Genomic DNA, 12,781 nt, shown 5'->3' with positions numbered 1-12,781 from the left:
GTCGACAAGACGGTCATCGAACGGCTGTCCGACCCGCTGACGCCTATCCTGCGCAATGCGGTCGACCACGGCGTGGAGAAGCCAGACGACAGGGAAGCCGCCGGGAAGTCCAAGGTCGGTGAAATCCGACTGTCTGCCTCCCACCGGTCCGGCAGCGTCTGCATTGAAATCAAAGACGACGGCGCCGGTGTGAACCGCCCGCGCGTGAAACAGATTGCGATCGAAAAGGGGCTGATCCCGGAAAACGCCGAGCTGACCGATGGCGAGATCGACAACCTGCTGTTTGCACCGGGTTTCTCGACAGCCAAGGAGATCTCTAACCTTTCCGGCCGCGGCGTTGGCATGGACGTGGTGAAGAATGCGGTGACCGGCCTCGGCGGGCGCATCAACATCTCCTCCGCGCCGGGAAAAGGCTCCACCTTCACCATCATCCTGCCGCTGACGCTTGCGGTGATGGACGGCATGGTGGTGTCCGTGGCTGATCAGACCATGGTGGTGCCGATCACCTCGATCGTCGAAACCATGCGCGGCAGCGACGACATGATCAACAGCCTGGGGGCCGACGGCACCCTGCTGTCGATCCGCGGCAATTTCGTGCCGATCTGCGATGTCGCCGGCGCCCTTGGCCTGTACCGCGAAAGCGATCAGCAGGCGGGTGTCTACCTGCTGGTGGAAACCGAAACCGGCCAGCGCTGCGCCTTGGCAGTGGATGACATCCACGATCAGCGCCAGGTGGTGATCAAAAGCCTGGACGGCGTCTGCGGGGAAATCCCCGGCGTCGCCGCGGCGACCATTCTTGGCGACGGCAAAATCGCCATGATCCTGGACCCTGAAAGCATCATTGCGGCCTCGCCCACTGCGGCCGCCTTTGACACCGAGCGGAGAATGAGCAATGCAAGCTGAAGCGAAGCAAACCGATCAGGAAGTGAGACACGCTGAACACAGCGAGTTTGTCAGCTTCACCGTGGCCGGACAGGCGTTCTGCCTGAAGATCACCCAGATCCGGGAAATCCGGCGCTGGTCTCCGGTGACCATCCTGCCGCACGCCCCGGCCGACGTGCTGGGGGTCATGAACCTGCGCGGCGCAGTGATCCCGATCTATGATCTTTCTGCCCGCTTTGGCCTGCAGCAGACCGAAGCAAGCGAGCGCAATGTGGTCATCGTTGTCTCCGTTCACGGGAAACCGGTAGGCCTGCTGGCCGAGTCGGTCTCCGAGATCATCTCGATCAACCCGGACGACATCCAGGACACCCCGCCGGTGGATAGCCGCAACACGATGGAGTACATCCAAGGTATCATCTCGCACGATGACACCATGGTGCGCATCATCAATCTGGATGCGGTGATCTCGGCTCCGGAGCAGGTGATGCCGTGAGCGCAGAAGGAACTATCACTCCCAATGCGGACAGCTTTTCGCTGTCGGACCAGGAATTCGAAGCCATTGCGCAATTCGCGCATAAGAACTTCGGCCTGGCGATGGCGAAAAGCAAGAAGCCGCTGGTGTCTTCGCGCCTGGCCCGCAAGCTGCGCCAGCGCAACATCACCAACTTCAAGGACTACCTTGCCAGCCTGGACGGCCCCAATGCCGACGAGGAACGCAGCGGGCTGCTGTCGCTGCTGACCACGAATGTGACCCATTTCTTCCGGGAGCCGCATCACTTCGAAACCCTGCGCAACGACGTGCTGCCGCCGCTGGTGGAACAGGCGCGGCGCGGTGGCCGGGTGCGGCTGTGGTCGGCGGGCTGCTCCAACGGGCAGGAGCCGTACTCCATTGCGATGACGCTGCTGGACGTGTGCCCCGAAGCCGCAAATCTGGACATCAAGATCCTGGGAACAGACATCGACCCGGTGGTGGTGCGCCATGCCCAGGCTGCCAAATACCCGGAGGACGAACTTGCCCAGATCGACACCAAATACAGCAAGCTGGTGCCGAAACGCGACCCTGACGGTCGGCTGCCGGACAGCCTGCGCAAGCTGATCACTTTCGGGGTGCTGAACCTGATTGAACCGTTTCCCTTCAAAGGGAAGTTCGATGCGATTTTCTGCCGGAACGTTGCGATCTATTTCGACAACCCGACCCAGCAGAAGGTCTGGAGCGCCTTCCAGAATGCCCTGAACCCGGGCGGTACCCTCTTCATCGGTCACTCCGAGCGCATGTCAGGCCCGGCTGCGCAGCACCTGAAGACGGCCGGGATCACCACTTACGTCAACTCACCCGCTGGCAGGTAACCCCGGCCGCGGCTGCAAGCAGAGCAGAAGGAAAGAACAATGAGCTTGAAAGACTCTCTCCGCGTCATGGTTGTTGACGATATGTCGACGAGCCGGGGGATCATCACACAAAGCCTGGATGAGATCGGCATCAAGAACTACATGGTCGAAAACTCCGGCCAGGGTGCCTATCAGAAGCTGACTCAGACCCCGGTTCACCTGGTGCTGTCCGATTACAACATGCCTGGCATGGACGGTCTGGGACTATTGAAGGCACTGCGCAGCCATCAGGTGACCCAGCGCGTTGGTTTCATCCTGGTGACCGGCAAGCCGACACCGGAGATCATCCAGGTTGGCAAGCAGATCGGCCTGAACAACATCGTCCGCAAACCCTTCACGGTAGCCACCATGAAGCAGGCCATCGAACAGGTCGTCGGGCGGCTCTGATCATGGAGCATCCCGACAAAGCCTTGGGCGAACTCTGTGCCGCATCGGCCTGGGAAATGGAGCAGCTGCGCAGCCAGATGCAAGCGCTGGAGGACGTCGTCCTCGACGTTCTGGAACGGGGCACCGCTCCAACCAGCCAGGAGCTGCGCTCGCTGCAGGACTTCGACCTGGTGATCCAGACCTTGTCGGGCCTCTCCGGGTTCTACAGGCGCGTGCAGTCCCAGGTCGACGAGTCCGGCCCGGCGGATCTTCCGGCCGCTGCGGCAGGGGTCACCCTTGAAAAGCTGCGTGACCGGCTCCGCTCGGCCGGCAGCATGGCCAGTACCTGAAACTTCCCTGCCCCGCCCGGAAACAGGCGGGGCAGATGCAATGGGCMAATTTGCTTTCTATTTGCCGCTGCGAGCGCGTACATTGGGGCATAGCAAAATTCGCGAGCCCGGGTACCCGCATGTCCTTTCTTTTCAAACCCTTGATTTTCACACTGTGCCTGCTCACCGCTGCCGGCGCGCAGGCTGCAAGCGATCGCATCGCTCTGGTCATCGGCGTGGCGGACTATCAGTTTCTGCCGCCGCTTGAGAACACCCGCAACGATGCTGTTGCCATGGCGGACACGCTGGAGGGCATCGGGTTTGATGTGAGCTTGGCCTTGGATCCCGGCACCTCCGAAATGGAGCAAATGCTCGATGATTTCGCCTTCCGCTCGGAAGTCGCCGATCTGGCACTGGTTTATTTTGCCGGCCATGGGATCGAGGTGCAGGGGGAGAACTTTCTGATCCCCGCCGACGCAAAGGTGGCCAGCAACCTTGATGTGCAGCGCCAGTCGCTGTCGCTGAAGCAGCTGCTGAATGCGGTCGACCGGGCGCGCAAGATGCGGATCGTGATCCTGGACAGCTGCCGCGACAACCCGCTTGGGGATTCTATCGCGCTGGAGGCAAGCATCAGTCAAACCACCGAAACCACGGAAACGACCCGCGGCGGCGGCGGCATGGCACCCGCCGACCCGGATCGCGGCACCCTGGTGGCCTTTGCCGCCAAAGACGGTCAGGTGGCGCTGGACGGCAGCGGCAGCAACTCGCCCTATGCCACCGCGCTGATGGAAAAGATGGTGCAGCCCGGGCTGGAGATCAGCCTGATGTTCCGCCAGGTGCGCGATCAGGTGCTGCAAAGCACCGCGAACCTGCAGGAACCGCACACCTATGGCTCGCTGACCGGTGTGCCCTTCTACCTGGCGGGCCCCGGTGCGAATGACGCTCCTGTTTCCGTTGCTGATGCGTCTGCTGCCTGGGCCGCATTGAAGCCGGACCAGGAAGAACAGCTTCTGGCACTCGCCGAATTGGGCGACACCCGCTCAATGCTGGGGCTCGCCTACATCCGGCTGAACCCGAACCAGGGCCGTTTCGACCCCAAGGCTGCAGTGGATTTCCTGCAGCGTGCAGCGGATGCAGGCTCACCCGAGGCGCAATTCGAGCTTGCCAAGCTCTATGAGCGCGGCACCGGTGTCGACGCGGACCCCACCAAAGCGCTGGAGCTTTACCAGGCCGCGGCTGCCCAGGATTTCGCCGATGCGATCAACGATCTCGGCTTCCTGCACTATCAGGGCGGCCTGGGGCTGCCGGCCAATCCGAAAAAGGCGCTGACATTCTTTGAACGGGCTGCCGACCTGCGCCATCCCCAGGCCCAGTTCAACTTTGCTGCGCTGATTGATGACGGGCTGATCCCCTCGAAAGGCCCGGGGGATTCCGCCCACTACCTCTATGCTGCGCTGCGCAGCGGAAGTTCTGACGTTCTTGACCTACTGAGTGAGCGCCCGAACATGTTCACCACCGAAACCCGGAGAGCCCTTCAGCAAAAGCTGAAGGAGAACAACTTCTATGCCGGGGCAATTGATGGAGACTTCGGGCCCGGAACACAGCGGGGCATCCGTCAGGCATACGGGCTTGAAGGCTGATAGTTTTTTAACGAGGATACGCATGTGCATCGGTCATTTTTCACTATTCTAGCAGTGCTTTGCCTCTCGGGCCCTCTGTACGGGCAAGAAACCGGCGAGGAAGGTGAAGGCAGCACCGGAGAAGAAGGCGTTTCTGCTGAAACAGGCGGCAGCCACGGCGGGGAGGGCGGCGCCAGCGCTGAAGGCCGCTCCATCACAACCCGGATCACGGCACCTTCCGGTGTGCCCGCGCGCATTGCTGAAATCGAGGTGTTATGCGGTGCCGCAGGAGATTACAAAATCGACTGCATGGCTGAACGGTTTGAAGCCATGGAGAAGGATATGGCTTTGCTGGCCGGGCATGCACCGGTGCGTGAAATTCTGGCGCAAACCGCCCGCGGCCTCCGCGGGATCGCCCGCGAGAACCGTGACCCGCAACAACCAAGGATCAAGCTGCGTTCTGGAAGCCCGGAACAATCCTCGCATCGACCGATTGTCGCGGTAGCTCCGCAACGGCAGGCTGCCGCATTGGCCGCGGCGGTGGCAGTGCTGGAAGAGGCGGAAACTCTTCTGCTGCGCTCCGCCGAGAATTCCGCGTCCCGGGCAGTCAACTATCAGCAAATCGCAGCCGCAATCGGCTCCAGCAAGGTCTTGCTGCGGTCGAGCTAGCACATTCCGGACTCACCGTGCGTCACAGCAGCCCGTCAGCGATCCATTGGTCCAGCTGGCGGCGGCTGATCTCGAAATGCATGCTGTCCTCGCGCCGGAACCCGGCCCCCCAGACCCAGCCCTGATCGTAAAAGAAATCCGCCATGATGGTGAGCCCCAGCTGGGTCTTGCCATCCGTGAAGTTGTCCAGCTTGCCGTCAATGTTCAGATCAACCGCAAGGCCGTAGCTGTGGGTGGACAGCGAATTTGTGGTGCCGCGGATCCGCCGCACGCACAGCGCCCCGGCGGTGTTGATCCGGGCATAAAGATCGGGGTCGGCCTGGCGGATGTTCTCAAACACCACCTTCAGGCTTTCGATGGCCGGGCGCAGCATGCTGACCCGGATCGGCCCGACCTGTTCAGTCACCAGCTTTTCCTTGAGATCCGGATTGGTCATCGGCTGGCAGGTGTCATTCAGATCTTCCCGCGGGCGGCCCAGCCTCTCAGTCAGATAGGAGCCGCCGGTGACCCGCAGGCCGCGGTTCACGTTCAGCCGGTCGGCGATCAACACCACCTGGGCATAGTCCAGATCGGCGCCGCCGGTCTGGTTCCAGATTGCGGCCTCTCCGGCCGCGTCATCAGTGAAAGGGCTTCCGGCGCCTGCCCCTCCTGCGGGCAGGCTGGCGACTTCATTCTGCAGATCTGACATCCGGGCCTGCAGATCTTCGACCTGCTGGCGCAGCATCTCGATCTCGATCCGCGCGGTGGAATCAACCCCTCCGGCCCCTTGATAGTCCTCCTCGCTCAATAGCCAGCTGAGCCCGAACCAGACCGCCGGGGCCAGCACCAGGCCAATCGCGATAATCACTGCTGGTAAAACCCGCATTTTTCCTCCAGGACCGTTTGCGCCCATTTCAATCCCTAGCCGCCAGGCAGTAAACCCCCTGATTACAACTTGCCGGAAACACCGTGTTTTTTTCCCGTGCGCAGCCCTGCCCGCCATTGGCAGCCTGATAGTGCTGGTATAGACTGCCTGCAATGTTGAAACGGTAGGGGAGGGCGCAGAGCATGATCCGCCTGAAAGGTATTTTCACAAGTATTCTGGGCGCCGGCCTGATTTTGGCACCGATGGCACAGGCGCAGTCGAACAGCGGCGAACTGTCGGTCGAAGAGATCACTGAAGCGTTCAAGAAACAGAAGACCCGCGGTCTGGTCATCGTGCCCAGCAGCACGGAAGCAAGCCAGGACAGCACCCAGGAAGCCACAACTGTGGCCGCTGCTGCGGAGGAATATACCCCCGTGGACCAGCAGGCGCAGATCAACATTCAGATCTCCTTTGATTTCGACAGCGCGGCCCTGCGCGCCGATCAGGAACCGAAGCTGGCCAATATGTGCGCTTCGATGAAGGCTCTGGATGGCACTGTGTTCCAGATCATCGGCCACACCGACAGCTCCGGTTCGGCTGCCTATAACGAGCGGCTGTCGCTGCTGCGCGCGCAGGAAGTGCGCCGCCACCTGATCAGCTCCTGCGGCGTCCGGGAGGATATGCTGAAAGCGATCGGAATGGGTGAAACCGCACCGTTCAACCAGGACAACACGCGCGCCGATGAAAACCGCCGCGTTGAATTCCAGGCTCTGGGCTAACAATAGCCCGGACCCGCGCCGGATAAGAGGTCAGGGAGACTTCCATGCTTGAATCGCGCCCTGGCGACTTGTTCCAGCCGGGTGATTTGCTGAACAATACCTACAGGATCGAATGCCTGCTGGGCCGCGGAGGCACGTCCGACGTGTACAAGGCCCGGTCGGAAATTTCCGGCAACCTGGTTGCCCTGAAGGTGCTGAAACAGGAACTCGCCGCCAACGAGGACTTCACCGTCCTGATGGCGCGCGAGGAGAACATCCGCGAAATCCGCCATGCAGCGGTGGTGCGGTATTCTGAGAACCACCGCACGCCGGACGGCCACATTTACCTGCTGATGGACTATGTTGATGGCCCCGGCCTCGATAAACGCCTGAAGCAGGGGCCGATGCCGGCCGAAGACCTGATGGTGATCTGCCGCCGGGTAGCTCAGGGCCTGCAGGCGGCGCACGCGCGCAATATCGTGCACCGCGACCTCAGCCCGGACAACATCATCCTGCGAGGCGGCGACCCGGCAGAAGCCGTAATCATCGATTTCGGTATTGCCAAAGATACCAACCCGGGTGCTCAAACCATTGTGGGCAATGAATTTGCCGGCAAGTACTCTTATGCTGCGCCGGAACAGATGAGCGGTGATACCGACGCCCGCTCAGACATTTATTCACTGGGTGCGCTCTTGCTTGCGAACTTCCGCGGCGCGGCGCCCAAGCTAGGCGCCAACCCGATGGAAGTGGTTGAAAACAAGCAAAAGCCGCTGGACACCGATGGCTTGCCTGAGCCGCTCAAGACTTTGATCGACCGGATGTGCGCGCCAGACCCTGCCGACCGGTTCCAGAATGCAGGCGAGGTGCTGGCTTTCCTCGACAACCCTGATGGCGGCAGTTTGGGCGATATGCTCGATGCCCCGAACGAAGACGCCACCATCATTGTGCCGCAGACCAGCAAGCCGGCCCCGACCGCTCCGCCGGTCTCAAAGCCAGCGCCGGAAAAAACAAAGAAGAGCGGCGGCGGGCTCTGGGCTGCACTAGCTGTCCTCCTGCTGCTGGGCGGCGGCGGGGCCGGCGCCTATTTCGGCGGCTTTCTCGACAGTGTCCTGGATCCTGGCTACCCGGAAGTGCGGCCCTATTCCTTCATTGCCGAAAAACCAGCCGATGGCTCTGTCGAGATTGTCGGGAATGTACCGTCTGAGGCAGTTCGTGATGCGCTGCTGGCAGTGTCTCAGGATGCTGATCTCACCCTGGCATCCGGCGCGATTGCCGATACTTGGGGTGCCGATGTCCTGGACACCGTGAAGCCGCTTGAAGGCCTGCGCGAATGGCGTCTGGTCATCAGCAACAACAAGGCCCGGCTGACAGGCACCACGGATGACACCAACGTTGCAGAGATGCTGAACGAGCTGTTCCGTAACGGGTTGCCCGGGGCCTTGGAAGGCAAAGCCGAAATCCGGTTTGAGCTGCCGGTGCTGCCGGTGGCTGAGGTTAAGGCAATCATGGACAGCTTTGCGGACTGCGGGCCGCTGGCACGCCAGGGCAATGGCCATTTCGACGGCTACGGCCCCGCTGACCCGATCCTGATCAGCGGCCGTGTTGCCAGCACAGCCACCCGGCTGGAACTGTTCGATGCGCTGCGCGCACTGGCGCATGAACGCCAGGTGGTTCTGGATGTCGAAGTTCTGAACGACTCGCTCTGCGTGGTTGAACAGCACCTGCCCAAGGCTCCGCCGGGCGGTGCCGAAGTGGAGTTTGCGGTCGGCGGAACCACAGTGGAGCCGAACCCTTCCGGCCGCTTCTTTGTGGGTGAGAACCCGGTGATCGATGTGGTTCTGCCGGATGACGTGACCGACGGCTACCTGACCGTCTCGATCCTTGATGTTTCAGGCAATGTGTTCCACCTGCTGCCCAACATTTCGCGCGAAGACAATGCGGTTGCCAACTTGCGCGACGGCGCCGCCGGAGAGATCCCGGTGCGGGTTGCATACAGCCTGGAGGAATCGGCGGCCAACGGCGGCATTGCCTTCAAGGTCGACGACAGCACCCTGGGCAAAAGCAAGGTGCTGGTGCTGCATTCCGCAGAACCGCTGTTTGACGGCATGCGCCCGACATCAGAAAGTGCTGTGGGTTTCGCCGAGGCGCTGAAGGCAAGCTATGAGGCCGACTCCAGCCGCATCCGTTCGCTCGACAGCCGTATCCTGGTCACCGCCAAACCCTGACCGGATATCCATGCGGAAACAAAATGCGGCCCGGGAAACATACGTTTCCCGGGCCGTCCTCAAAGCCGGAAGCAAACGCCCTACAGAACGTCAATCACAACAGCCGTGATGTTGTCTGCCCCGCCGCCGGTCAGTGCAATCTGGATCAGCTGATCCCCCACCGTTTCCAGTGGAGCGCTGCCCAGCACGTCCTCCAGAATTTGGAAGGTGGCATACTTTGTCAGCCCGTCCGAGCAGACCAGAAACCGGTCGCCAGGCTCGGTATCGCCGCGGATTTTGTCGATCTCCAGCTCCTCCCCCACTCCGACAGCGCGGGTAATGGCATTGGAATGCGGGTGCTGTTCTGCCTCATCCCAGGTCATCTTGCCGGCCAGCACATATTCTGCCACCGCAGAATGATCTTCTGTCAGCATCTCGATATGGCCGTTGCGCAGCCGGTAAATCCGGCTGTCCCCGGCCCAAAGACCGACAAAATGCTGGTTTGCCATGATCAGCGCCGCAACGGTTGATCCGATGGTCCCGCCGCCGCGCGCCGCGGCCTCGGCCCGGATCGCCTTATGCGCATTCTGGATTGCATCGCGCAGCGCATGCATCCGCGCCGCCGGGTCCAGGCCCATCGGGATCATCGCCACGGCATCCGCAATCAAGCGGCTGGCAAAATCACCGGCGTCATGGCCGCCCATGCCATCAGCCACCAGCCAGATATCATGTTCAGGCAGAGCCAGAACGGAATCTTCATTGACCTTGCGCTTCAACCCGACATGAGTCTGCGCGGTATAGCGGTATTTGCGCAGCTGGTTCATCATGCGGCCTCAACCCCGGCCCAGACCGGCGCGTCCAGATCAAACAGCGCCAAAGCCAGCGCACCCGACGGCAGCCCCCTGCAAGCCAGCGTCCGGGTCACCCCATCCAGAACCGCAGTCCACAGGCTGCAACCCGCCAGGCGAGGGTCCGATACCTTCAGCCGCTCCGGACCCAGCGGCCCAGCCATCACCACATCCGTTGCCTCTGATTGGACATCATCGGGCACCGTCAGTGCTGCAAGCCGGTCTGCTAGCCTGTCTTTGGTCATGCTGTCCTCCAATGCGTCCAAGGCCAAGTCCTCCAGCTGCTCAAACAAGGCGTCTGCACCCAGGTGGCCGGGGCTCTTGCCGGCAACCGCTGACAGCGGTGCAACCAACGTGAGCGGAAACCGCCGCCCCACCCGGTCAACCGACGGCATCATCACGCCCCAGACCGGCGCCGCCCCTGCCAGTCCTGCTGGTAAGGTAAACCGCCAGATCGGCGCGGTCATGTAATGCGCGTCGAAACCAGCGCCGTATGCCGTCTTGCCGTCCAGCATAAGCTGCTGCAGCCAGGCGTCCCAAACACGCACGAAGCCGCCCGGGGTGTTCAGCCGGAAAAAGTCCCCGGCTGAAGGCATCTTTCCGAAGGCACCAAACCCCGCCATCACATCGACTTCGGACAGCTGAACTTCGCCATGGCCGGCAGGGCGAAGGGGTTGATGACAGACCCCGACTGCAGCTCGAACAGCGCCAGCCGTCCGCCGACGCGGAAGTTCACCCGCCGCCGGTCAGAGACATTGGTGCGCCGCACCTCGGCCGCGTCCAGCAGCCGGAACCAGGCCCAGGGCCCGTCCCGCGACAGCACGTTCTCTGCATCGCGTTTCTGTGGCAGCAGCGTCAGCCGCGCCAGCCCGACCGAGCCCGGCCAGGTCACGGCCACCGGCGTCGGCGCGCCGGACCGGTGGTTATAAGCGACTTTGGTGCCGTCGATTTCCAGCAGCACCTCCTTGGCCTTGGGATCCAGCGCGTTGACAGTAATCTGGAAATTCACCGCAGGCTGTGCACCGCCGGCAAAGAACGCCTCCTTAATCTCAGACGCATATTGCATCTGCTGCAGCACCGCGGGGCTGATGCCCAGATCCACGTCATTGACGCGCTTCCAGGTCCAGGGGCGGCTTCGGGTGTCGACGTATTTCAACAGATGTTCGTTGAAGAAACTGTCAATCAACCCGTTCGGAGAGAACAGCTTGGCAAAGTCCGCCATCGCAACATCGGCCCGGGCCGAACGGTTGAATGGGTAGCGGTTGGCCAGTGCCTTGTCACAGAAAGGCAGCACCGCCGATTGCCAGCGCGCGTTGATCGAAGCACGGGTGCCTTCCGACGTGATGCCCGACGAGCCTGCCGAGATCTGCGTGGCCCAGCGGGGCAGCGGCCCGCCCATGCGGCTGGCGGTCTGCTGGAACTGCAGCAGCGCCTGACCGCTCTGGCCGCCGTTGGCGACGCCAGAAAAGGACATCTTGTTCAGCTCCTGATAGACGAGCTGCAGCTGCCCCATCAGATCATCCAGCTGCGACGGCTGGCCCTCGGGCCGGTTGACCAGGTCATACAGCCACTGGAACCGTTCCTGCACATAGGCCCCTGGCGGTTTGGCTGCCTGGCCGGGCGCATTTTCAGCAGAGCCGACCAGCGCCTCCAGCAGGATCTGCCCCTGAATCGACAGGTTGGAACGCGCCTCGATCGCTGCGACGTTCTGAGCGCCCGCGGCAAGCGTACCCGCATCCAGAAGCGATTTGTCCTCGTTCAGCCGGGTCTCGTTGCTGACGTCGGTCAGAATATTGACAATGGGCGACGTCGGGCCGGACAGAACATTAGTCACTTCCACCGCATGCGACAGCGACTCCAGCGGCACGATGTCAATATCGCCCAGGATCTGGTCATAACGGCTGATGTAGTCGTTATAGTACAGGTCCAGCACATCGCGGCTAAGCTTCAGTAGAACCGCCTCGTTCTGGGACGCTTCGTTCTTCTCCCCCAGCACCCAGGCCTCGCGGTGCACCCGCTCGGCAACGCTGACCGCCTCCGGCAGGAAGACGTTGTGGAAACCGTCAAAGGTAAAGATGCCTTCGATACCATCGTTCAAAGGCTTGCCGGAGCTCCTGACCAGCACCCGCTTGACCGACGGCCCGCCGACATCTGTGATCCGCCATTTCGGCAGCGCGGTCGCCTGCTGTGAATTCAGGATGCCGTTATACACACGCTGCGCCAGCGGCATCTCCGACAGGATGTTCTGTGCCTGCTCGATCAGCGGACCGTTGAGCGCGATCTCTTCCATCGGCTGCGACAGCAGCGCCGTCAGGTGATCCGTCAGGTCGGCACGCAGCTGATTGCGGGCAATACCGGGATAGGCAATGTTCTCCCAGTCCAGCCGCATCCACTCCTTTACCAGGTCGGGATTCATCGGCCCCTGCAGACCCAGCATCAAGTAGATCTTCAGCGCCTCATACAGCGTATCGGGGTTGTTCATGTTCCCCTCGATCTGCTGCTCCAGCCGCACCAGCAGCCGCGGCAGCAAACGCCGGTTCAACGCTCCGCGGTAGGTCTGCGCCGCCTGTGTGCCGATCACCTCGCCCTGATACAGGCCATAAGTCATGGCGCCTTCGGGTTCCGGGTCGGACAGAACCGGGTTGCCCGGCATGTCGCGCAGGTTGTTAAGCGCCGCCGCAACAGGCACCAGGTCGGTATCGCCAACCGGGCTGGGCGGCAGCTCCGCCGCTGCCGCCTGATAGGCAGCCACCTGCCCTTCAGCCTGGGCAATCAGATCAGTGTTCTTGAGGTAGGACCGCACCCACAGCGCCCCCATCGCCAGCGCCACCAGCACCGTGGCGGGGATCGCAATCCGCCGCGTCCAGCGGTAACGG

13 protein-coding genes are annotated in these 12,781 nt (G+C 62.0%); 9 read left to right on the top strand and 4 right to left on the bottom strand.

Translation table 11 applies throughout. The features are described from left to right. The 7 genes from A9D60_RS21790 to A9D60_RS21760 form a co-directional block, all read left to right on the top strand. On the top strand, positions 1 to 903 hold a 903-nt coding region (locus A9D60_RS21790), incomplete at its 5' end, for a chemotaxis protein CheA (protein WP_175393010.1). Continuing rightward, positions 893 to 1,375 (top strand): chemotaxis protein CheW, encoded by a 483-nt coding sequence (locus A9D60_RS21785; protein WP_039186445.1) that lies wholly within the window; start codon positions 893 to 895, stop codon positions 1,373 to 1,375. The genes A9D60_RS21790 and A9D60_RS21785, both read left to right, overlap by 11 nt. Beyond that, positions 1,372 to 2,229 (top strand): CheR family methyltransferase, encoded by an 858-nt coding sequence (locus A9D60_RS21780; protein WP_065269542.1) that lies wholly within the window; start codon positions 1,372 to 1,374, stop codon positions 2,227 to 2,229. Before A9D60_RS21785 ends, A9D60_RS21780 begins: the two co-directional genes overlap by 4 nt. Positions 2,230 to 2,268: 39 nt before the next feature. Then, a complete protein-coding gene (locus A9D60_RS21775; protein WP_039152568.1) occupies positions 2,269 to 2,655 on the top strand; it encodes a response regulator in 387 nt (128 codons plus the stop codon). Positions 2,656 to 2,657: 2 nt separating this feature from the next. Further along, the gene (locus A9D60_RS21770; RefSeq protein ID WP_065269541.1) at positions 2,658 to 2,984 is read left to right on the top strand and encodes a hypothetical protein; all 327 of its coding nucleotides are present in this window, start codon (positions 2,658 to 2,660) and stop codon (positions 2,982 to 2,984) included. Positions 2,985 to 3,103: 119 nt separating this feature from the next. Next, a complete protein-coding gene (locus A9D60_RS21765) occupies positions 3,104 to 4,603 on the top strand; it encodes a caspase family protein (protein WP_065269540.1) in 1,500 nt (499 codons plus the stop codon). Positions 4,604 to 4,627: 24 nt separating this feature from the next. Then, positions 4,628 to 5,251 (top strand): hypothetical protein, encoded by a 624-nt coding sequence (locus tag A9D60_RS21760; protein WP_141118014.1) that lies wholly within the window; start codon positions 4,628 to 4,630, stop codon positions 5,249 to 5,251. A gap of 22 nt (positions 5,252 to 5,273) precedes the next feature. On the opposite strand, the gene A9D60_RS21755 is transcribed toward A9D60_RS21760, so the two are convergent. After that, a complete protein-coding gene (locus A9D60_RS21755) occupies positions 5,274 to 6,116 on the bottom strand; it encodes a M15 family metallopeptidase (protein ID WP_065269538.1) in 843 nt (280 codons plus the stop codon). 182 nt (positions 6,117 to 6,298) lie between these two features. Here A9D60_RS21755 and A9D60_RS21750 point away from each other — a divergent pair, with 182 nt between their 5' ends. Both A9D60_RS21750 and A9D60_RS21745 read left to right on the top strand, forming a co-directional pair. Then, positions 6,299 to 6,874: an OmpA family protein gene (locus tag A9D60_RS21750; protein ID WP_065269537.1), complete on the top strand. Its 576-nt coding sequence runs from the start codon at positions 6,299 to 6,301 to the stop codon at positions 6,872 to 6,874. A 44-nt stretch (positions 6,875 to 6,918) separates the two neighbouring features. Next, the gene (locus A9D60_RS21745; RefSeq protein WP_065269536.1) at positions 6,919 to 9,078 is read left to right on the top strand and encodes a serine/threonine protein kinase; all 2,160 of its coding nucleotides are present in this window, start codon (positions 6,919 to 6,921) and stop codon (positions 9,076 to 9,078) included. Positions 9,079 to 9,158: 80 nt separating this feature from the next. Here the strand turns inward: A9D60_RS21745 and A9D60_RS21740 are convergent, their stop codons facing one another. From A9D60_RS21740 to tssM, 3 genes are all read right to left on the bottom strand, one after another. Next, entirely contained in the window at positions 9,159 to 9,881 is a 723-nt protein-coding gene (locus tag A9D60_RS21740) for a PP2C family protein-serine/threonine phosphatase (protein ID WP_175393011.1), read from the bottom strand. Continuing rightward, positions 9,881 to 10,528, bottom strand: a complete 648-nt coding sequence (tagF, locus tag A9D60_RS21735; protein WP_065269534.1) for a type VI secretion system-associated protein TagF — start codon at positions 10,526 to 10,528, stop codon at positions 9,881 to 9,883. The genes A9D60_RS21740 and tagF overlap by 1 nt, the downstream gene beginning before the upstream one ends. Then, the coding region (tssM, locus tag A9D60_RS21730) for a type VI secretion system membrane subunit TssM (RefSeq protein ID WP_141118013.1) at positions 10,528 to 12,781 on the bottom strand (2,254 nt) is incomplete at its 5' end. The genes tssM and tagF, both read right to left, overlap by 1 nt.

The organism is Leisingera sp. JC1 (assembly GCF_001679925.1).
Classification (GTDB): domain Bacteria; phylum Pseudomonadota; class Alphaproteobacteria; order Rhodobacterales; family Rhodobacteraceae; genus Leisingera.
The sequence above is the reverse complement of the archived record's forward strand: the minus strand, read 5'-3'. Positions and strand labels throughout refer to the sequence as shown.